At 63.3% G+C, this 20,423-nt stretch carries 16 protein-coding genes and 1 pseudogene; 12 read left to right on the forward strand and 5 right to left on the reverse strand.

The genetic code is table 11. The annotated features are described in order from the left end of the window. Window positions 1–88 precede the first annotated feature (88 nt). Window positions 89–967, reverse strand: coding sequence for a branched-chain amino acid aminotransferase (locus AC56QQ_RS23880; RefSeq protein WP_497123603.1), 879 nt, complete (start codon window positions 965–967; stop codon window positions 89–91). Between the two features lie 156 nt (window positions 968–1,123). Between AC56QQ_RS23880 and AC56QQ_RS23885 the strand changes: the two genes are divergently transcribed. The 4 genes from AC56QQ_RS23885 to AC56QQ_RS23900 all read left to right on the forward strand — a co-directional run bounded on the left by AC56QQ_RS23885 (window position 1,124) and on the right by AC56QQ_RS23900 (window position 5,325). Further along, window positions 1,124–1,786, forward strand: coding sequence for a haloacid dehalogenase type II (locus AC56QQ_RS23885; protein ID WP_497123604.1), 663 nt, complete (start codon window positions 1,124–1,126; stop codon window positions 1,784–1,786). Between the two features lie 174 nt (window positions 1,787–1,960). Beyond that, window positions 1,961–2,785 carry a L,D-transpeptidase gene (locus AC56QQ_RS23890; RefSeq protein ID WP_497123605.1) on the forward strand — a complete coding sequence of 275 codons (825 nt, stop codon included), beginning with the start codon at window positions 1,961–1,963 and terminating at the stop codon, window positions 2,783–2,785. Between the two features lie 252 nt (window positions 2,786–3,037). Continuing rightward, the gene (locus tag AC56QQ_RS23895; RefSeq protein WP_497123606.1) at window positions 3,038–4,120 is read left to right on the forward strand and encodes an alpha/beta fold hydrolase; all 1,083 of its coding nucleotides are present in this window, start codon (window positions 3,038–3,040) and stop codon (window positions 4,118–4,120) included. 155 nt (window positions 4,121–4,275) lie between these two features. Next, window positions 4,276–5,325 carry a class I SAM-dependent methyltransferase gene (locus AC56QQ_RS23900; RefSeq protein ID WP_497123607.1) on the forward strand — a complete coding sequence of 350 codons (1,050 nt, stop codon included), beginning with the start codon at window positions 4,276–4,278 and terminating at the stop codon, window positions 5,323–5,325. Between the two features lie 188 nt (window positions 5,326–5,513). On the opposite strand, the gene AC56QQ_RS23905 is transcribed toward AC56QQ_RS23900, so the two are convergent. Continuing rightward, a complete protein-coding gene (locus AC56QQ_RS23905; protein WP_497123608.1) occupies window positions 5,514–7,061 on the reverse strand; it encodes a helicase HerA-like C-terminal domain-containing protein in 1,548 nt (515 codons plus the stop codon). Window positions 7,062–7,381: 320 nt separating this feature from the next. Between AC56QQ_RS23905 and AC56QQ_RS23910 the strand changes: the two genes are divergently transcribed. The 3 genes from AC56QQ_RS23910 (at window position 7,382) to AC56QQ_RS23920 (ending at window position 11,235) form a co-directional block, all read left to right on the forward strand. Then, complete coding sequence (locus tag AC56QQ_RS23910; RefSeq protein ID WP_497123609.1) at window positions 7,382–8,824, forward strand: methylmalonyl-CoA mutase family protein; 1,443 nt, start codon at window positions 7,382–7,384, stop codon at window positions 8,822–8,824. Next, window positions 8,821–10,941 carry a methylmalonyl-CoA mutase gene (gene scpA / locus AC56QQ_RS23915; protein ID WP_497123610.1) on the forward strand — a complete coding sequence of 707 codons (2,121 nt, stop codon included), beginning with the start codon at window positions 8,821–8,823 and terminating at the stop codon, window positions 10,939–10,941. The genes AC56QQ_RS23910 and scpA overlap by 4 nt, the downstream gene beginning before the upstream one ends. A gap of 66 nt (window positions 10,942–11,007) precedes the next feature. Next, on the forward strand, window positions 11,008–11,235 hold the full coding sequence (locus AC56QQ_RS23920) for an AbrB/MazE/SpoVT family DNA-binding domain-containing protein (protein WP_497123611.1): 228 nt from the start codon (window positions 11,008–11,010) through the stop codon (window positions 11,233–11,235). Between the two features lie 16 nt (window positions 11,236–11,251). Here the strand turns inward: AC56QQ_RS23920 and greA are convergent, their stop codons facing one another. Next, window positions 11,252–11,725 (reverse strand): transcription elongation factor GreA, encoded by a 474-nt coding sequence (gene greA, locus AC56QQ_RS23925; RefSeq protein WP_091576966.1) that lies wholly within the window; start codon window positions 11,723–11,725, stop codon window positions 11,252–11,254. Between the two features lie 121 nt (window positions 11,726–11,846). On the opposite strand from greA, the gene AC56QQ_RS23930 reads away from it, so the two are divergent. Beyond that, window positions 11,847–13,223: a TIGR03808 family TAT-translocated repetitive protein gene (locus AC56QQ_RS23930; protein WP_497123612.1), complete on the forward strand. Its 1,377-nt coding sequence runs from the start codon at window positions 11,847–11,849 to the stop codon at window positions 13,221–13,223. A gap of 12 nt (window positions 13,224–13,235) precedes the next feature. Here AC56QQ_RS23930 and AC56QQ_RS23935 read toward each other — a convergent pair whose 3' ends face one another. Continuing rightward, on the reverse strand, window positions 13,236–14,240 hold the full coding sequence (locus AC56QQ_RS23935) for an asparaginase (protein ID WP_497123613.1): 1,005 nt from the start codon (window positions 14,238–14,240) through the stop codon (window positions 13,236–13,238). Window positions 14,241–14,265: 25 nt separating this feature from the next. After that, complete coding sequence (locus AC56QQ_RS23940) at window positions 14,266–15,432, reverse strand: acetyl-CoA acetyltransferase (RefSeq protein WP_497123614.1); 1,167 nt, start codon at window positions 15,430–15,432, stop codon at window positions 14,266–14,268. Between the two features lie 200 nt (window positions 15,433–15,632). On the opposite strand from AC56QQ_RS23940, the gene betI reads away from it, so the two are divergent. The 4 genes and pseudogenes from betI to betA all read left to right on the forward strand — a co-directional run bounded on the left by betI (window position 15,633) and on the right by betA (window position 20,394). Next, window positions 15,633–16,223: a choline-binding transcriptional repressor BetI gene (betI, locus tag AC56QQ_RS23945; RefSeq protein ID WP_497123615.1), complete on the forward strand. Its 591-nt coding sequence runs from the start codon at window positions 15,633–15,635 to the stop codon at window positions 16,221–16,223. Window positions 16,224–16,252: 29 nt separating this feature from the next. Beyond that, window positions 16,253–17,748 (forward strand): annotated as a pseudogene (betC, locus tag AC56QQ_RS23950) (choline-sulfatase). Then, complete coding sequence (locus AC56QQ_RS23955) at window positions 17,748–18,749, forward strand: threonine/serine dehydratase family protein (protein ID WP_497123616.1); 1,002 nt, start codon at window positions 17,748–17,750, stop codon at window positions 18,747–18,749. The pseudogene betC and the gene AC56QQ_RS23955 overlap by 1 nt, the downstream one beginning before the upstream one ends. Continuing rightward, window positions 18,742–20,394 carry a choline dehydrogenase gene (betA, locus tag AC56QQ_RS23960; RefSeq protein ID WP_497123617.1) on the forward strand — a complete coding sequence of 551 codons (1,653 nt, stop codon included), beginning with the start codon at window positions 18,742–18,744 and terminating at the stop codon, window positions 20,392–20,394. The genes AC56QQ_RS23955 and betA overlap by 8 nt, the downstream gene beginning before the upstream one ends. The last annotated feature ends 29 nt before the right edge of the window (window positions 20,395–20,423 follow it).

Genomic DNA, 20,423 nt, shown 5'->3' on the forward strand with positions numbered 1-20,423 from the left:
CCAGTTCCCTTTCTAAGCGGGTTGCGGAAAACTGTCACACGGTTTTCCGCAACGAACCACGCAGCGACAAAAGGCCCAGCCGGACGCGTCAGCCAGTCGGCGTTGAATGCGCCCAGTCCCAATAGAGCTCGCGCGCCTTCTTGGCCACCGGCCCGGGCTGCAGATTACGATCCTCGATACGCGTGATCGGCACCACCTTGGAATGGTTTCCCGTCGAAAAAATCTCGTCCGCTTCGAGGAAATCGCGCACCGACAGCGTCTTTTCAGTGGTCTTGAATCCATACTCGCCAAGCAGTGTCATCGTGCGCGAGCGGGTGATGCCGGACAGGAAGGTGCCGTTCGGTGCCGGCGTGAAGACATGGCTGTCCTTGACCAGGAAGATGTTCGAGGTTCCGGTCTCGGCGACGTTGCCCAGCATGTCGAGTACCAACGCGTTGTCAAAACCACGCATCTTGGCTTCGAGAATGGCACGGCCGTTGTTGGGATAGAGGCAGCCGGCCTTGGCGTTGGTCGGCATGGTTTCGATGGTCGGGCGCCGGAACGGCGACACGGTCACCGAAAAGCCGGTGGGTGGGATCATCGGTGATTCATAGAGGCAAAGGCAAAACCGGGTCGACGCCGGATCGGCCGGCACGCCCATGTAGCCGCCATGCTCGGCCCAGTACATCGGCCTGATGTAGACGGCTGTCTTGCCATCGAACTTCTTCAACCCATCCCACGTCAGCCCGACGATCTTGTCGGCGGTCATGGACGGCTTGAGGCCGAGCGCAATCGCCGAAGAGTTCACCCTGGCGGCATGGAGCTCTAGGTCCGGCGCCACGCCTTCGAACCAGCGGCCGCCGTCGAAGACGCTGGTGCCAAGCCACATGGCGTGGCTGCGCGGCCCAAGAATGGCGACATTGCCCTCGTACCAATCACCATCGACGAAAGTCCATGTCGCGGATTGTGCCGCTGCCGCCAGTGTCATCGCGGTGTCCCATCTCAACCGGTCTCGTGTGACAGCCATTGGAAGATGCTTTGGCGGGCGGCGTCAACCGGCATCGAGGAGTTTTGTTGAGGCCAGCGACAGGCGCGGGACAATCAGAGCTTGCACCTCGCCTCGCCTCGCCCCAAAACTGTTGCCATGCAATACGCCACCTATGTTTTCGACGCCTACGGCACGCTGTTCGACGTGCATGCGGCTGTACGCCGCCACGCCGATCAGATCGGACCAGACGGCCAGTTGCTGTCCGATATCTGGCGCGCCAAGCAGCTCGAATATTCCTGGGTGAGGACGCTGATGGGCGCCTATGCCGATTTCTGGCAATTGACCGAGCAGGCACTCGATTTCGCCTTGCGCAAGGTCCCCTCGGCCGATCCCAGCCTCAAGGCAAGACTGCTGGACGCTTACTGGCGGCTGGATTGCTATCCCGAGGTGCCGGCCGTCCTCAAGGCGCTCAAGGCTTCTGGAGCGAGACTGGCGATCCTCTCCAACGGCTCGCCGGAAATGCTCGAGGCAGCGGTGAAGTCCGCCGCGCTCGACCAGGTTTTGGACGATGTCTATTCCGTCGATGCGGTGCGGCGGTTCAAGACCGACCCCTCGGTCTACGACATGGTCACCACCAGCCAGCGCCTCTACCCCGGCGCGGTTTCCTTCCAGTCCTCCAATCGCTGGGACATCGCAGGCGCCACCAAGTTCGGCTTCCGCACGGTATGGATCAACCGTTCCAACCAACCCGAGGAATACCGGGATTTTCCACCAGCCTTGATCCTGCCAACCCTCGAAGCTCTGGTGTCCGCCAGCTAGGTCGCACACCTGTGTCCCTGGCGCCACAGTGGCGGCGCAGTCACAGCTTCGCCTTTCTTTGTCCACCTTCAAGCCAGAATCGGAACCGCCTATCGCGCCGGGTGTTGTAAGGCACCCGCGCGGCAGCCGGCGTATTCACGCTTTGTTGCGATTTGAGACCTAAAGAAGGCAACCATGTCCACAACCGAAATCGAATCCTACCGCCTGAGCCGTCGCGGCTTCCTGAACGCCGCTGCATTGGGCGCCGCTTCGATCGCGGTTTCCGCATGCGCCACCACCGGACCGGGACCAGTCGAGCCGCCGCCGCCGACCTATGTCGAGCCGCCTCTGCCCGACTATGCGACGATGTACGCCGCCGTCAGCGATGGCGGTTTCGACCTTCCGGCGATACCCTTCCAGAAGATCGATCCACAGTACCTGCGTCAGATCGTTCCCGATCCGACGGGGCAGAAGCCAGGCACGCTTATCGTCGACACGACCGGCCACCACCTTTATCTCGTGCGCCCAGGCGGCCAGGCCATCCGCTATGGTGTCGGTCTCGGCCGCGCCGGCTTCGAATGGTCCGGCGACGCCGTGGTCCAGTGGAAGCAGAAATGGCCAAAGTGGACACCGCCGGATGAGATGATCGCTCGGCAGCCGGAACTGAAGCCGTACAGCGCCGACAATGGCGGCATGCCCGGCGGGCTCAAGAACCCTCTCGGCGCGCGCGCGCTCTATCTTTTCCAGGGCAACGTGGACACGCTCTATCGGCTGCATGGCTCGCCGGAATGGAACTCGATTGGCAAATCGGTTTCGTCGGGCTGCGTGCGCCTGATGAACCAGGACATCATCGACCTCTACGACCGCGTGCCTTCCAAGACCCCGGTCATCGTTACCGCCGACATCGGTCAGCCCATGGTGGCGACGGGCAACCGCAAGGCCATCCCGATCGACGCCGGCGTGCCGGAAGGATCAGTGCTTCTCGGGCCGCTAAAAGAGATCACCAACTCGATCTTCTGATCCGGTTGAAGCAGAGCGGCCTCTGCCGCTCCTTCATCGGATTGTCTCGGAAACGGTATCGATTTTGCGTCAGGCGCGCGCCTGCGCATCTAGTTTTGGCGCGCCATGCGGCTGGAATGCCCGGAGCGGTCCCCCAACTGGGCCTCCCATTGCGAGCCGGATCTTGCGAGCCGGATCTAACGGACGTCATGAGACCAACCGGCCTCGGAGACCGGTCTGTCGCGTGGCGCTCCACTGCGATATTCTTGTGCGATGAAACTCAGCCAGAATATCCGGTTCTGCACGTCCGAGGACGGTACCCGCATCGCCGTCGCGTCATGCGGGGAGGGAAAGGTGATAGTGCGGGCGGCGCATTGGTTGAGCCATGTCGATTATGACCTCGAAAGTCCGGTTTGGCGGCCGTGGCTCCAGGCCCTTTCAGCCCGCAACCAGTTCGTGCGCTACGATCCACGCGGCTGCGGTTTATCGGATCGCCATGTCGCCGACCTCTCGATCGAAGCGTGGCATGCGGACCTGGACGCCGTGACGGCGACCATCGAGCAGCCAAGCTTCGTTCTGCTGGGTCTTTCGCAAGGCGGCGCTCTCAGCATCGCATATGCACTCCGGCATCCTGAACGGGTGTCGCATCTGGTGCTCCTGAACGCCTATGGTCAGGGTGCGAGAGTTCGAGCGCGGACCGAGGCCGAACGGTTGGAAGCCGAAACACTTGTCAATTTTGTTCGCATTGGCTGGGGACGCGAAAATCCTGCGTTCTGCCGGTTCTTCACCAATCTTTTCATCCCGGACGGGACACCCGAACAGCATCGCTGGTGGGGCGATCTGGAGCGCGTGACGGCAAGCGCTGACATAGCCGCCCGCCTGCTCTGGCAGATGCAGGGGATCGATGTACTGGACGTCGCGGCAAAACTCCGCGTGCCGACGTTGATCGCGCACAGCCGCGGGGACATGCGCGTGCCGTTCGATGAAGGTTGCAAGCTTGCCGCAGCGATCCCTGGAGCGCGCTTCCTGCCGCTTGAAAGCAAGAATCATGTTCTCCTGCCGACCGAGCCAGCCTGGACGGTGTTCCAGGACGAACTTGATGATTTCCTGGGACGCGCCCGGCCCAGGCAGCCGCGCGCAATACGCGAGGCCGCTCTGACACCAGCCGAGGCGGCGCTTCTGGATCTGGTCAAGGAGGGGCTCGACAACCGTGCGATCGCGCAACGCCTTTGCAAAAGCGTGAAGACCGTGCGCAACCAGCTGTCGATGATCTTCAGCAAGCTTGGCGTGCATAGCCGATCGCAGGCGATCGTGATGACGCTGTCCGACAGAGGGCGAGCGCCTCGGCCCGATTGACATCATCGCAGGCCACAGATGCGGGACATCTGTCCCTGCTTTTGGCTCGATTTTCTTGCCTGCGCGGGACCGTCGCATCATGCCCATTCCCACCGGGTGTCTCATCCTTGGATTGACGGGACTGCAAGCCGTCCGAAGATCCGGAGGAACCCAACATGACACAACTCAATGAAACCACGCTCAATGAATTGGTAGGCCGCATCCTGGGCGACCTTGGCGGTGCAGTCAGTGTACCGTTGGTTCGAATCGGAGATGCGCTGGGCCTGTACAAGACGCTCAAGGAGATCGGGCCGGCGAAGGCCGACGAACTTGCCGATGCCGCAGGATGCGCGCGCCGCTACGTTCGCGAGTGGCTGGCGGCCCAGACAGCGTCTGGCTACGTGCACCATGAACATGGGCGGTTCTCGCTGACGCCCGAGCAGTCATTCGTATTTGCGGAACCCGACAGCCCGGTCAATCTGATTGGCGGGTTCGATACCGCGGCCGCGATGGTCGAGAACCAGCCAAAGGTGCAATCGGCCTTCAAGACCGGGCGAGGCGTTGCCTGGGGCGATCAAGCAGGTTGTCTGTTCTGCGCGGTGTCACGCCTGTTCCGGCCGGGCTATGTCAATGCCCTGGTGAAAGAATGGCTGCCGGCGCTCGACGGCGTCGTCGCCAAGTTGAAGGCAGGTGCGTCGGTGGCCGACGTCGGGTGTGGGCACGGGGTATCGACGGTCCTGATGGCGCAGGCATTTCCCGACTCCCGATTCATAGGTTACGACTTCCATCCGGCCTCGATTGCCGCCGCGACCGCGCACGCCCGGTCGCACGGGCTAGCGAACCTGCATTTTGAGGTCGGCCGGGCGCAGGACTTTGGCGGGCGGGACTTCGATCTGGTCACCTGCTTCGATTGCTTGCACGATATGGGCGATCCAAAGGCCGCGGCGGCGCATATCCGCAATTCGCTGAAAGACGGCGGCACCTGGATGGTCGTCGAGCCCATGGCAGGAGACACTCTGGAGGAAAATATCAATCCGGTCGGACGGCTCTACTACTCGGCCTCGACCATGATCTGCGTTCCCACATCGCTGGCACAGGAAACGGGCCTCGCGCTTGGCGCGCAAGCGGGGGAGAACCAGCTGGCCGAGGTGATCCGTTCAGGTGGTTTCTCTCGTGTCAGGCGGGCTGCCCAGACCCCACTCAACATGGTGCTCGAAGCGACCTGACGAAGAAAGGGCCGGTTCGGGTCCTGCCTCGAACCGGCCAAGATCCTTCATGCGAACAAGCTGTCCCAATACCTCAACGGCAGCTATTGGCGCAGAGCGCCTTTGCGCAGCCGCCTATCCCGCCGGCGGGCACTGCTCCAGGCCACTGCATTTCGCCAAAACGGATGCCCCTGCCTCGGATCCGATGCTCACCGCCCCCTGGACAGGCTGCCCAGTATTCCGCGCACGATGGCGCGTCCGACCGATGAGCCAACCGAGCGCACCACCGACTTGATCGCCGCCTCGGCCACGGTCTGGCGATTGGACGGCCTTGGCGCCGGTGCGCGCCTGCCACCTGATTGAGGAGCCGGATCGTCGTTGCCGAAGCCGGGAATGGTCCAGCGCGAGCCGCCGCTGCCGGCCTGCTGTGCCTGCTCTTCGGCGTCCTGCGCCTCCTTGGCCTTTTTCTGCAGCATCTCGAAAGCCGATTCGCGATCGACGACCTGGTCGTACTGGCCGGCGACCGGGCTTTCCTGGATCAGCTTGCGACGCTCGTCGGGCGTGATCGGCCCCAGGCGCGAGGACGGCGGACGGATCAGCGTCCGCTGCACCATGGACGGAACGCCCTTGGCCTCCAGTGTCGAGACCAGCGCCTCGCCGGTGGCGAGCTGGGTGATTGCGGTCATGCAGTCGAAATCGGGATTTGGCCGGAACGTCTCGGCCGCCGTCCTCACCGCCTGCTGCTCACGCGGCGTATAGGCGCGCAGCGCGTGCTGTACGCGGTTGCCGAGCTGGGCCAGAACCTTTTCAGGGATATCCAACGGGTTTTGCGTGACGAAATAGACGCCGACGCCTTTGGAACGGATCAGTCGGACCACCTGTTCGACGCGATCGACCAGCACTTTGGGCGCTTCGTCGAACAGAAGATGCGCCTCATCGAAGAAGAACACCAACTTCGGCTTGTCGGGGTCGCCGACTTCCGGCAGCATTTCGAACAGCTCCGACATCAGCCACAGAAGGAATGTCGCGTAGAGCCGCGGATTCATCATCAGCTTGTCGGCGGCAAGCACGCTGATGGCACCACGCCCGTCGCGCGTGGTGCGCATGATGTCGGAGATCCGCAGGGCCGGCTCACCGAAGAAGTGCGCGGCACCCTGCTGCTCGAGGACCAACAGCGTGCGCTGGATGGCCCCCACTGAAGGCTTCGTCACATTGCCGTAACGCGAACCGATCTCGTCGGCGCGCTCGGCTATGTTGGCCAAGAGCGCCTGCAGATCCTTCATGTCGAGCAGCAGCATGCCTTCCTCATCCGCCAGGCGGAAGGCGATGTTCATGATGCCCTCCTGCGCCTCGGTCAGGTTCATCAGGCGCGACAAAAGCAGCGGCCCCATTTCCGAGACGGTGGCGCGGATCGGATGGCCCTGCTCCCCGAACAGGTCCCAGAAGATCACCGGAAATTCCTGAAAGTCATAGGGGTCTAGCTTGATCTGCTCAGCGCGCTTGACGAGGAAATCCTGTGCCGTACCCATCATGGCGATGCCGGACAGGTCGCCCTTGATGTCGGCGCAGAACACCGGCACGCCGGCGTTGGAAAAACCTTCAGCCAGGATCTGCAAGGTAACGGTCTTGCCGGTCCCTGTAGCGCCGGTCACCAGGCCGTGGCGGTTCCCGTACTGAAGCAACAGCTGCTCGGCACGCTGGTAGCTGTCGTCCGGCTTGCGGCTGGCGCCGATGAAAATGCTGGTGTCGTCAGCCATATGTCCGGTCTCCGCAAAGTGATGTCTTTAAAGCCAGTGGCCTTGCCGCTGGTATAGTGAGGCCGTTGCGCAGCGACAATGCCTTCGTTCAAACCGGGGCCATTCGTCCAAACTGGGGCCAATCGTCGAAATCGGTTTTTTTGGAGCTTGCGGATCTTGCCGGTGTTTGGCAATCGTTCATGGTTCGTGCCCGCGGGTCGACCTATATCCGATGGATCGAATTCAGCCCCCTGGAAGGGCATTGGATTGCGATATCGGACCGGGGGCCGTAGACTGAATTGCTCCAGGTTGGTGCGGCCGCACAAAAGCGAGGAAGACGGATGGGCGCCGGAGCCTTGATCCAGAATGTTGAACCCGCGAACGCCGAGCGCCAGCGATGGCTGGCCCTGGCGGAAAAGGCGCTTGCCGGCGCTTCCTTCGAGGAAAAACTGGTCTCGCATACAGACGACAACATCCGCATCGAACCCCTCTACGACCGCGGCATGGCGGCCGAACCGATGGTGCGCACAAACCCTACCTCGCCCTGGATCGTCAGCCAGCGGGTCGACGATCCCGACATTGACCGCGCCAAGGCGCAGGCATTGGAGGATGTGGCGCAGGGGGCCACTGGATTGTCGCTTGTCTTCGAAGGCGCCCCGAATGCATTCGGCTATGGCCTGCCGAGGACAGCGCAGGCACTGGAGACTGTGCTGGACGGAGTGCCGCTCAACCGCGTGCAGGTCCGCATCGACGCCCATCCATGGAGCCGCGCTGTGGCCGACTGGCTGGTGGCATTCCTGAGCAAACGCCGGTCCGATCCGACAAAGCTCAATCTCTCCTTCGGCATCGATCCGGCGGCTATTTTTGCCGGAACCGGTCGGTTGCGCATGTCGATCGAGGCCCTGCAGGCATCGATGCCGCAATCGCTGGCGCATTTCTTCTCGATGGGCGTTCCGGGCGTGCTTCTGGAGGCGGACGGGCGCGTGTTCCACAATGCCGGCGCGACGGAGGCACAAGAACTCGGCATCATGCTCGCTTCCGCGGTGTCCTATCTCAGAATGTTCGAGAAGGCGCGGCAGCCGCTTGTCTATGCCGCGCCCCATATCGGCTTCGCGCTGAGCGTCGACCAGGACCAGTTCCTGTCGATGGCCAAGGTCCGGGCCCTGCGCAGGCTTTGGGCGCGTGTGCAGGAGGCGTGCTCGATCCCGAATTCCACGGCCAACGTCCATGCCGAGACATCGTTTCGCATGATGACGGCGATGGATTGCGAGACGAACATCCTGCGTACCGCCATTGCCGGCTTCGCCGCGGCGGCGGGCGGCGCGGATTCCATCTCCATCCTGCCGCACACGATCGTGCACGGCCTGCCGGCGGGTTTTGCCCGCCGCGTCGCCCGCAACGCGCAACTGATCATGTCCCATGAAAGCCATATCGATCATGTCGCCGATCCTGCCTGTGGTTCCGGCGCGGTCGAAGCGCTGACCGAGGAACTGTGCGAGGTGGCCTGGGTGGAATTGCAGAAGATCGAGGCTGAGGGCGGCGTGTTGTCCAGCCTCCAGGACGGACATATACAGGCACGCGTTCACGCCGCGGCGGCGCGGCGCAACGCGGCCTACAAGGCAGGCGAGCGGGCCATCATCGGCACCACACTCTATCCCCTGAAAAGCGATCGTCCGGTCGAGACATTGGCGGCGGAACGGCGACCTGCCTTCACCGAAGGCGTTGCCGTCTGCGAGCCCCTGTTTCCCGCCCGCATCGACCAGTCGATCGGAGCCGTCTCTTGATCCCGGATTTCGGCCAGATCGGCTGGGTGCCGCCACGCCGCGTTCCCGTCGAGGTCAAGGGCCAGCGGACGACGCCGGAAGGTCTGGTCGTCAAGCATCTGTACAACCAGGGCGACCTCAAGGGCTTGCCGCATCTCGACACCTATCCGGGCCTGCCGCCCTTCGTGCGAGGCCCTTACCCGACCATGTATGTCCAGCAACCCTGGACGATCCGGCAATATGCCGGCTTCTCGACGGCGGAGGAGTCCAACGCCTTTTACCGGCGCAACCTTGCCGCCGGCCAGAAGGGCCTGTCGGTCGCCTTCGATCTCGCCACGCATCGCGGCTATGACAGCGACCATCCGCGCGTCGCCGGCGATGTCGGTATGGCGGGCGTCGCCATCGATTCCATCCTCGACATGCGGCAACTCTTCGACAAGATTCCGCTCGGCGACATGACGGTGTCGATGACGATGAACGGCGCGGTGCTGCCGATCATGGCGCTCTACATCGTGGCGGCGGAAGAACAGGGCGTTGCGCAGAAGGATCTCGCGGGGACGATTCAGAACGACATTCTGAAGGAGTTCATGGTCCGCAACACCTACATCTACCCGCCGAAACCCTCGATGCGGATCGTTTCGGACATCTTCTCCTACACGTCGAAGAACATGCCGAAGTTCAATTCGATCTCGATCTCGGGCTATCACATGCAGGAGGCCGGTGCGACGGCCGACCTCGAGCTTGCCTATACGATCGCCGACGGCATCGAATATGCCCGCGCCGGCGTTGCGGCGGGCCTCGATATCGACCGCTTCGCGCCGCGCCTGTCCTTCTTCTGGGCGATCGGCATGAACTTCTTCATGGAGGTGGCCAAGCTGAGGGCGGCGCGCCTGTTGTGGGCGACCTTGATGGCGAAGAACTTTTCGCCGAAGGACGAACGCTCGCTGTCGCTGCGCACCCATTGCCAGACCTCGGGCTGGTCGCTGACGGCGCAGGACCCCTACAACAACATCATCCGCACCATGATCGAAGCGATGGCGGCGACGCAGGGCCACACGCAGTCGCTGCACACCAATTCCTTCGACGAGGCGATGGCACTGCCTACCGACCACTCGGCCCGCATCGCCCGCAACACGCAGCTCATCCTGCAGAAGGAATCCGGCACCACGCGCATCATCGATCCCTGGGGCGGCTCTGCCTATCTCGAACGGCTCACGCATGACCCGGCGGCGCGCGCACTTGCCCATATCGAGGAGGTCGAGGCGCTCGGCGGCATGGCCGCCGCGACGGAAAAGGGCATACCGAAGCTGCGCATCGAAGAGGCCGCTGCGCGTACGCAGGCGCGCATCGATTCCGGCGAACAGATGCTGGTCGGCGTCAACGCCCATCGTCCTGGGACCGACATCGAGGTCGACGTGCTGAAGATCGACAATGCCGAAGTCAGGGCGCGGCAACTGTCGAAGCTGCAAAGGCTGAAAGGCACGCGCGATGTCGCCGCCGTCGAAAGCGCGCTCGAGGCGCTGACCCGCGCCGCACAGGGCAATGAAAACCTGCTGGAGTTCGCCATCCGCGCCGCGCGCGCCAATGCCACCGTCGGCGAGATCTCGTTCGCGTTGGAGAAAGCCTTTGGCCGCCACGTTGCAACGGTCCAGACCATTTCCGGCGTCTACCGCAAGGCGCTCGGCGACAATCCGGTGGTCGACCGGCTGCAGGACAAGCTTGAGGCCTTCGCGAAGAAATTCGGCGGCAAGCCGCGCATCCTCGTCGCCAAGATGGGACAGGACGGCCACGACCGTGGGCAGAAGGTCATCGCCACGGCTTTCGCCGATCTCGGTTTCGACGTCACTGTCGGCGCGATGTTCCAGACGCCGGAGGAAATCGCGAAACTGGCGATCGAACATGATGTCCATATCGTCGGCGCCTCGTCGCTGGCGGCAGGGCATCTGACGCTGATCCCCGAACTCAGAGACGCGCTGAAAAAGCTTGGACGAAGCGACATGCTGATCGTCGCCGGCGGCGTCATCCCGCCGCAGGATTGCGACGCAATCCTGAAGGCCGGCGCGGCGGAAATCTTCCCGCCGGGCACTGTCATTCCGGAGGCGGCTGATCGGCTGATGGATCGGCTGTTGGCGGGCTGAGCGAACATTGCTGTAGTGCCGGAAAAGGTTGTGCCAAACTAACAGGCGCAACCAAGGGTAACGACCGTGAAGACTATCATCCACAAGCTCGAAGACGGATCAGGCGCCGTGATCTTGCCACGGGAAATGCTCAACAGCCTGAACCTGCAAGTGGGCGATCAACTCCGGATTATCGAAACCGATGACGGCGTCATTCCAAGACCGGTGGAGAGTGACGACGTCGAACGACAGATGCGCGCTGCTCGTGATGTAATAGACAAGTATGCGGTCACATTGCAAAGGCTGGCCAAATAGACGACGCCAGTTGGCGTCAGCCATCCGAGAGCTTGACGATTTCCCATTCCTTGCCGTTGACCGTTACGACCTCGCCGACCTTCTTGCCGAACAGGGCCACGGCCATTGGCGAGACGTGGGAAATCGTGCCCTTGGCCGGATCGGCCTCGTCCTCGCCAACGATTTTCCAGTGCACCTTCTTGCCGTCATCGCCTTCCAGCGTGACACCCATGCCAAAGCGAACAAGGTCGCTGCCCGGCTCCGGCACGGACAGTTCGGCGCTTTCGCGCCGGGCGGTCCAATAGCGCAGGTCGCGCGACACCACCGCGATGCGTTCGCGGTCGGCTTTCCGTTCGGCTTTCGCCAGTATGTCGCGCAAGTCGGCCAGATTTTCCTCGATCATCGCCAGGCCATGCTCCGTCACCAGATTGCGGTGCTGGCTAATCGGCCGCTCGCCGACGCCGGCGATGGCGTTTTCGCTGTCTTCCTCGCGCGTAAAAGCTCTGCTCATCCGATGAACTTAGGCGCGGAGAGGCTGCTCGACAAGCCATTGTCGTTATCCCCGGAGAGAAGAGACAAAACGTCTGGCACGATTCCTGCGGTGTGGGGGTTGAACACCAGGACCTGTGCCGATGTTGAACAGACGAAAGCTGCTGACCGGAACGGCTGGTTTCGCCGTATTCGGCCTCTCGCTCGGCAAAGCAGCGGCCGCAGGCCTGACCGGCATCGAGAAAGCGTCCATGCGCGGTTCGATCAACGCCACCGAACTTGGCGTGCAGCCCGGCACCTTTGACGATCAGAGCAAGGCCTTCGCCAAGCTGCTGCGTGACGCGAACGACCGCGACATGCCGGTGTTCCTGCCGCCGGGCACTTATGTCGTCTCCAACCTCTCGCTGCCCAGCCGCGTGCGTCTTGCCGGCGTGCCGGGCGCAACGCGGATCGTCTATGGCGGCGACGGGCACCTCTTCATGGCCGAACAGGCCGATCATATAGAACTCGGCGGGTTGGTCTTCGATGGCACAAACCGCTCGATGGGCGACTACGCGCAGGGGCTGCTCGATTTGCGCCGGGTCGCGCACCTCGTCGTCGACAATTGCCAGGTCACCGGCAGCGGCAAGAACGGATTGGCGCTGGAACGCATTACGGGCCGGGTCGAACGCTCGGACATATCGGGCGCTGCCGATGCCGGCATCTATTCGGTCGAGGCCAGCGGCCTGGCGATCACGGGCAACATCGTCACCGACTGCGCCAATGGCGGCATCCTGGTGCATCGCTGGCAGGCGGCGGAAGACGGAACCATGGTCACAGGTAACCGCGTCGAACGCATCCAGGCGCGCAGTGGCGGAACCGGCCAGAACGGCAATGGCATCAACGCGTTCCGGGCCGGAAACGTCATCATCTCCGGCAATGTCGTGTCGGACTGCGCCTTCTCGGCGATCCGCGCCAACAGTGCCAGCAATCTGCAGATATCAGGCAATACCTGCTCGCGTTCGGGCGAGACCGCGGTCTATTCCGAATTCTCCTTCGAGGGCGCCGTCATAAGCAACAACATCGTCGACGGCGCCGCCAACGGCATCTCGATCGTCAACTTCAACGAAGGCGGCCGCCTAGGGGTCTGCACGGGCAACATCGTGCGCAATCTGTCGACCAGCGGCCCCTACCCCGCCGACCCGCCCGGGTTTGGCGTCGGCATAAGTGTCGAGGCCGACACGACCGTGTCCAACAATGTCATCGAGAACGCGCCGCTCTATGGCATGCAGATCGGCTGGGGGCCGTATCTGCGCAATGTCGTCGCCACAGGGAACGTCATCCGCAAGGCTGGAACGGGCATTGTCGTGTCCGTGGTCGAAGGTGCCGGCACGGCGGTCATTTCCGACAATGTCATCGATGGTGCGCATAACGGCGCCATTGTTGGCCAGCGCTGGGCCGACGCGGCGACAGGTGACCTGACGTCATCCGACAGTACCGGTTATGCGCACCTAACCGTGGAGCGCAATCACGTCAGCTAGGTGCTCATTGCCTCAGGCCAGGGCGGCGGTCGGCCGAAGCGCACCTACTTTGGCGCCTATCCGGCTTTCGATCGGGGCGTTTGCCAATTCGAGCAACTTCGCCGCCAAGGGCTCGTCCGCGTAGAGCAGCTTAGCAAGGACGGCGGCAGCCATGGCCTCGCCGGCGCGGCCGGCGCCGTCATCGCATTTGATCGCTATGCCGAGGCCAAGTTCGGGTATGGCGCTACAGTGAACACCTTCGGCGCCGCCTTTCGCGAAAATCCGACCCGGAGCGGCTTCCATCAAAGCGACGTCAGCGCGGCCGGTGCCAGCAACGAAAAATGGTTCTGCCATGCAGGCCGAAAACAGACGCTTGGCGGCCTTGGCCCGTTCGGGTCCAAATCCGTTTGTCGTGGCCATGCGGGCAAAGCCGAGGGCGAAACTCCTGAGCGGCACCGCGTAGGTCGGGATCGAGCAGCCATCGGTCGCCCGCTCATCGGCGCCATGGGCAGCGCCCGTCACCGCTTGCATGGCGTCGCGCACCATCTCCTGCAGGCCGTGCCCCGGCTTGACATAGCCGCGGTGCGCAATGCCCGCGTGGACGCAGGTGCAGAGGAAGCCGGAATGCTTGCCGGAGCAGTTGTTGTGCAACGCGTTCGGCGTTCCGCCGGCGCGAGCGAGGGAAATCTCCGCGTCATGATTGGAGGGCCAATGCGCGCCGCATTCGAGCGCCGACCCGTCCAGGCCGGCCCTGGCCAGCATGGATCGCGCCAGTTCGACATGCGCCGATTCGCCCGAATGAGACGCACAGGCGAGTGCCAGTTCGCGGTTGCCGAAGCCATAGGCATCGGCAGCACCCGATTCGACCAGCGGCAGCGCCTGAATGGCCTTGACCGCCGAGCGCGGAAACACCGGCTTCGACGTGTCGCCGATCTCCCAGACCGGCTTGCCGTCGGCATCGAAGACCGCGACTGCACCGCGATGAGCACTCTCGACGATCGCGCCGCGCAAGACTTCGATGAGAACCGGATCTGTCATGAACCCTCCCGTAGATGCGGGCGGTTTATCTGATCCGGTCGAGAATGGAAACGTAGTTGGCGACCGCCGCGCCTCCCATGTTGAAGATGCCGCCGAGTTTTGCGCCGGGCACCTGAATGCCACCCGCCTCGCCAACCAGCTGCATCGCGGTCAAGACATGCATGGAGACACCGGTGGCGCCGATCGGATGGCCCTTGGCTTTCAGCCCGCCGGAGGGGTTGACCGGCAGGCGGCCGTCCTTCGCTGTCGTGCCGTCCAGCGCCAGCTTGGCGCCCTCGCCCGGCTTGGCCAGACCCATGGCCTCATATTCGATCAGCTCGGCGATGGTGAAGCAGTCATGCGTCTCGACGAAGGAGAGATCGTCGAGCGTCACGCCGGCGTTCTTCAGCGCCTGGTTCCAGGCGTGCTCGCAGCCCTCGAAGGCGAGGATGTCGCGCTTCGACATCGGCAGGAAATCCTGCACATGCTCGTTGGCACGGAAGGCGACGGCGCGGCGCATCTTCAGCGCCGTCCCGGTATCGGCGAGGATAAGGGCGGCGGCGCCGTCGGAGACCAGCGAGCAGTCGGTGCGCTTGAGCGGACCGGCAACGAACGGGTTCTTCTCGCTCTCCTGACGGCAGAACTCATAGCCGAAATCCTTGCGCATTTGCGCATAGGGATTGTCGACGCCGTTCTTGTGGTTCTTGGCGGCGATCATCGCCAGCGCGTCGGACTGGTCGCCATAGCGCTGGAAATAGGCCTGCGCGATCTTACCAAAGACGCCGGCGAAACCGGCCGGCGTGTCGCCGTCCTCGGGCAGGTAGGAAGCCTTGAGCAGGTTCTTGCCGATCTCGGGACCCGGCGTCGTCGTCATCTGCTCGGCGCCGACCACCAGCACGATGCGGGCGGCGTTGGCATCTATGGCGCGAATGCCTTGCCTGACCGCCGCCGAACCGGTGGCGCAAGCGTTCTCGACGCGCGTCGCCGGCTTGAAGCGCAGCCGGTCGTCAGCCTGGAGGACCAGGCTGGCGGTAAAATCCTGCGCCGAAAAACCGGCGTTGAAGTGGCCAAGCACGATCTCGTCGACCTCGTCCGGACCTATGCCGGCATGGTCGAGCGCGTCCGTTGCCACCTTGACGATCAAGCCCTCAAGCGTCTCGCCTTCGAGCTTGCCGAAGCGCGAATGCGCCCAGCCAACGATGCATGCGGTCATGGCGGTCTCCATCCTTGGCGCCAGCCTGGCATGTGGGCTCATGGCGCACTTCGCGTTTATTGTTCAAATATAAACAATCTTGTTCGCTTCGGGAAGAGCCGGAACCAGACAATCGCTTGGTACAGGCCGAGCCACCACCAATTTTTTTGTTGATTGACCCGTCAATAAAAAATAATCCTGCTTCAAAGGACCACAGCGAAATGCCGAAAGTCGGAATGGAACCGCTGCGCCGCAAGGCGCTCATCGACGCGACGATCTCGGCGATCGGCGAGCGCGGCTCGCTCGACGTGACCATGTCCGAGATCGCCGGGCGCGCCGGCGTTTCATCCGCCCTTGCACATCACTATTTCGGCGCCAAGGACGAATTGCTGCTGGCGACAATGCGGCACATCCTGGCCGAGCTGACTGCCGACACGTTGCGCGCCCTCGGTTCGGCCAGCACCTCGCGCGAACGGGTCTCGGCCGTGGTGGCCGTCAATTTCTCCGACATCCAGTTCCAGCCGGAGACCATCGCCGCATGGCTCGCCTTCTATGTCGAGGCGCAAAAGTCTCCCTCGCTGCGACGGCTGCTCAGGGTCTACGCGCGGCGGCTGCATTCGAACCTGATGAGCGGCCTGACCGGCATCTTGCCCAGAGCCGAAGCAGACCGCGTCGCCGAAGCGACAGCGGCAATGATCGACGGGCTCTACATCAGGCGGGCGCTGAAGGATAGCGTGCCCGATGCAGCGACCGCGATCGCGCTGGTCGAGGACTATCTCGAAATCAAACTCGGCGAGCGGCCCAAACAGTGACAACCAAGCGACCCAATTTCCTGATCGTCATGGTCGATCAGCTCAACGGGACTTTTTTCCCGATGGGCCGGCGGAGTTTCTGCACGCGCCGCATCTGAAAGCGCTGGCCGCGCGTTCGGCGCGCTTCAAGAACAACTACACGGCGTCGCCGTTGTGCGCGCCGGGCCGCGCCTCGTTCATGAGCGGCCAGTTGCCGTCGCGCACCGAGGTCTATGACAACGCCGCCGAGTTCGCCTCGTCGATCCCGACCTTTGCCCATCATCTGCGCGCCGACGGCTACCACACCTGCCTGTCGGGCAAGATGCATTTTGTCGGGCCGGACCAATTGCACGGCTTCGAGGAACGGCTGACCACCGACATCTATCCCGCCGATTTCGGCTGGACGCCCGACTACCGCAAACCCGGCGAACGCATCGACTGGTGGTATCACAATCTGGGCTCGGTGACCGGCGCCGGCGTCGCCGAGATCAGCAACCAGATGGAGTATGACGACGAGGTCGCCTTCCACGCGGTGCAAAAACTCTATGATTTCGCCCGCGTCTCGGACGACGCCTCGCACCGGCCCTGGTGCCTGACCGTTTCCTTCACGCATCCGCACGACCCCTATGTGGCGCGGCGGCAGTACTGGGATCTTTACGAGGACTGCCCTGCGCTCGAGCCCGAAGTGGGCTTCATTCCTTACGACAGCCAAGACCCGCATTCGCAGCGGCTCTATCGAGCCAGCGACTATGACAGCTTCGACATCACGGCCGAACAGATCCGTCGTTCGCGGCGTGGCTACTTCGCCAACATCTCCTATCTCGACGACAAGGTCGGTGAATTGCTGTCGGTGCTGGAACGCACCCGCATGCTCGACGGCACCATCATCCTGTTCTGCTCGGATCACGGCGACATGCTCGGCGAGCGTGGCCTGTGGTTCAAGATGTGCTTCTTCGAGGGTTCGGCGCGGGTGCCGCTGATGATCGCCGGCAAGGGTGTGTCGGCTGGCCTGGTCGAGGCGCCGGTCTCCAATCTCGATGTGACGCCAACACTGTGCGATCTCGCCGGCATCGACATGAGCGCAATTACGCCCTGGACCGACGGCCAGTCGCTGCTGCCCCTGCTCGATGGCAAGCAGCGCACCGCACCGGTGCTGATGGAATATGCGGCCGAAGGCTCCAACGCACCCCTCGTGGCGATCCGCGACGGCCGTTACAAATTCGTCCATTGCGAAATCGATCCGCCACAACTCCATGACGTCGATGCCGACCCGCATGAGTTGAGCAATCTCGCCACCGATCCGGCGCATACCGATCTGGTGGCGGCTTTCATGGCAAAGGTCCGGGCGCGCTGGGACATGGCTGGCTTCGACGCCGCCGTTCGCGCCAGCCAAGCCCGGCGCTGGGTGGTCTACCCGGCGTTGCGCAACGGCACGCACTACCCCTGGGAGTTCCAGCCACTGCAGAAAGCCTCGGAACGCTACATGCGCAATCATATGGATCTCAACGTGCTCGAAGAGCAGAAGCGATTTCCGCGAGGCGAATGATGACCGACCTTCTCGTCCCCTCCCTAGACCATCTCAGGCAGGCCTATGCCGTCACCTCCAGGGCGACGCAGATCACGCCGCTGCTGGAATCGGCCGCACTTGCCCGCGAGACCGGTGCGGCCCGCGTCTTCATCAAGCCGGAATCGCTGCAATGGGCCGGATCGTTCAAGGTTCGTGGCGCCTACTGGCGCCTGAAGCAGCTTTCATCTGACGAAGCAAAGAAGGGCGTCGTTGCCTATTCCTCCGGCAATTTTGCGCAAGGGCTGGCGGCTGCAGGCCAGGCGCTTGGCATTCCCGTTACCATCGTCATGCCGATCGACGCACCGGCCGCCAAGCGCGAGGCCACGGCAGGTTATGGCGCCCGCGTCGTACTCACCGACCATGGCGAGCGCGCGCGCGAGGAAGTTGCCGCCGCCAAGGCACGCGAGATCGCGGAGACCGAGGGGCTTGCCTTGCTGCATCCGTTCGACGATCCCGAGATCGTCGCCGGCCGAGCGGGCGCCGGCCTCGAAGCGCTCGACCAGCTTGAAGCCAAGAACGCCAGGGCGGACCTTTTGTTCTGCTCGGTCGGCGGTGGTGGGCTGATCGGCGGCGTTTCGCTCGCCTTCCACTATTTGTCGCCCGCCACTGAAATTATCGGCGTGGAGCCGGAAGGTTTCAATGGCATGGGCTCGTCGCTGGCGCATGGCAGCATCGAGACGATGCCGATCGGCCCGAAGTCGATCTGCGACGGGCTGATGTCGCGACGGCCGGGCGACGCACCGTTCGCCGCGGTCAAGACCGCGGGTGTTCGCGGCATCACCGTCGACGATCAATCGGTGCGGCGCGCCATGCGGATCGCCTTCGAGCGGATGAAGCTGGTACTCGAGCCGTCGGGTGCGGCGTCGCTGGCGGCGCTGCTCGGCGGCAAGGTGGATGTGAAGGGCAAGACCGTCCTTGTCGTGGCAACCGGCGGCAACGTTTCGCTCGCCGATTTTATGGCGCATATGAACCATGCTTGAAGCGGACTTTGTCATTATCGGCTCTGGCTCCGCCGGCTCGGCCATGGCCTACCGCCTGTCGGAAGATGGCAAGCATTCGGTGATCGTCGTCGAATTCGGCGGCTCCGATATCGGGCCGCTGATCCAGATGCCGTCGGCGCTGTCGATCCCGCTCAACATGAGCCTCTACGACTGGGGCTTTGCCAGTGAACCGGAACCGCATCTCGGCGGCCGTGTGCTGGCGACGCCGCGCGGCAAGGTGATCGGCGGCTCATCCTCGATCAACGGCATGGTCTATGTGCGCGGCCACGCCCGTGACTTCGACCATTGGGCCGAAGAGGGTGCGACCGGTTGGGGCTTTGCCGACGTGCTCCCCTATTTCAAGCGCATGGAAGATTCGGACGGCGGCGAGGATGGCTGGCGCGGTCACGGTGGCCCGCTCCACGTGCAGCGCGGTTCGCGGCGCAATCCGCTCTACGGCGCCTTCGTCGAGGCCGGCCGCCAGGCCGGGTTCGAACTGACCGATGACTACAATGGCTCTAAGCAGGAAGGCTTCGGGCCGATGGAGCAAACCATCCGCGGCGGCCGCCGCTGGTCGGCGGCGAGCGCCTATCTGAAGCCGGCGCTCGGGCGCAAGAACGTGAGTCTGGTCAAGGGCTTTGCCCGGAGGGTGATCATCGAGAATCAACGCGCCATCGGCGTCGAGATCGAAGCTCACAAACAGATTCAAGTCGTTAAGGCGCGACGTGAGGTGATCGTCGCGGCGTCGTCGATCAACTCGCCCAAGATCCTGATGCTGTCCGGCATCGGCCCGGCCGAGCATTTGCGCGAAAACGGCATTGCCGTGGTCGCCGACCGGCCCGGCGTCGGCCGCAACCTGCAGGACCATATGGAGCTCTACATCCAGCAGGAATCGACCCAGGCGATCACGCTGAATTCGGTGCTGAACCCGTTCTCGAAAGCACTCATCGGCGCGCAGTGGCTGTTCTTCAAGTCCGGGCTCGGCGCCACCAACCATTTCGAGGCGGCCGCCTTCGTGCGCTCGCGCGCCGGCGTCGACTACCCAGACATCCAGTACCACTTCATTCCGGCCGCGGTCCGCTATGACGGCAAGGCAGCAGCCAAGTCGCACGGCTTCCAGGCGCATGTCGGACCGATGCGCTCGAAGTCGCGCGGCTCGGTGACGTTGCGCTCGCCGGACCCGAAGTCGAAGCCGGTGATCCGTTTCAACTACATGTCGCATCCAGATGACTGGACGGAGTTCCGCCACTGCATCCGGCTGACCCGCGAGATCTTCGGCCAGAAGGCATTCGACGCCTATCGCGGCAAGGAAATCTCGCCGGGCTCGCACGTGCAGTCGGACGACGACCTCGACGTCTTCATTCGCGACCATGCCGAGAGCGCCTACCATCCTTGCGGCACCTGCAAGATGGGCCGCGCCGACGATATGATGAGCGTCGTCGATCCGGAGTGCCGGGTCATCGGTGTTCAGGGATTGCGGGTCGCGGACTCCTCGATCTTCCCGCGCGTCACCAACGGCAACCTCAATGCGCCGTCGATCATGACCGGCGAAAAGGCATCCGACCACATTCTTGGCCGCACGCCGCTGGCGCCCTCCAACCAGGAACCATGGATCAATCCGCGCTGGCAGGCGTCAGACAGATAGAGCATGATCCGGTGGACGTTCCGCCCAAG

The sequence above is a fragment of the Mesorhizobium sp. RCAM 05099 genome (assembly GCF_059683685.1).

Coding starts and splice junctions, on each gene's coding strand:
- AC56QQ_RS23880 (WP_497123603.1), bottom strand. CDS start 967: ATGACACTGGCGGCAGCGGCACAATCCGCGACATGGACTTTCGTCGAT.
- AC56QQ_RS23930 (WP_497123612.1), top strand. CDS start 11,847: ATGTTGAACAGACGAAAGCTGCTGACCGGAACGGCTGGTTTCGCCGTA.
- AC56QQ_RS23935 (WP_497123613.1), bottom strand. CDS start 14,240: ATGACAGATCCGGTTCTCATCGAAGTCTTGCGCGGCGCGATCGTCGAG.
- AC56QQ_RS23895 (WP_497123606.1), top strand. CDS start 3,038: ATGAAACTCAGCCAGAATATCCGGTTCTGCACGTCCGAGGACGGTACC.
- greA (WP_091576966.1), bottom strand. CDS start 11,725: ATGAGCAGAGCTTTTACGCGCGAGGAAGACAGCGAAAACGCCATCGCC.
- AC56QQ_RS23910 (WP_497123609.1), top strand. CDS start 7,382: ATGGGCGCCGGAGCCTTGATCCAGAATGTTGAACCCGCGAACGCCGAG.
- AC56QQ_RS23885 (WP_497123604.1), top strand. CDS start 1,124: ATGCAATACGCCACCTATGTTTTCGACGCCTACGGCACGCTGTTCGAC.
- betA (WP_497123617.1), top strand. CDS start 18,742: ATGCTTGAAGCGGACTTTGTCATTATCGGCTCTGGCTCCGCCGGCTCG.
- AC56QQ_RS23900 (WP_497123607.1), top strand. CDS start 4,276: ATGACACAACTCAATGAAACCACGCTCAATGAATTGGTAGGCCGCATC.
- AC56QQ_RS23890 (WP_497123605.1), top strand. CDS start 1,961: ATGTCCACAACCGAAATCGAATCCTACCGCCTGAGCCGTCGCGGCTTC.
- AC56QQ_RS23940 (WP_497123614.1), bottom strand. CDS start 15,432: ATGACCGCATGCATCGTTGGCTGGGCGCATTCGCGCTTCGGCAAGCTC.
- AC56QQ_RS23905 (WP_497123608.1), bottom strand. CDS start 7,061: ATGGCTGACGACACCAGCATTTTCATCGGCGCCAGCCGCAAGCCGGAC.
- betI (WP_497123615.1), top strand. CDS start 15,633: ATGCCGAAAGTCGGAATGGAACCGCTGCGCCGCAAGGCGCTCATCGAC.
- AC56QQ_RS23955 (WP_497123616.1), top strand. CDS start 17,748: ATGACCGACCTTCTCGTCCCCTCCCTAGACCATCTCAGGCAGGCCTAT.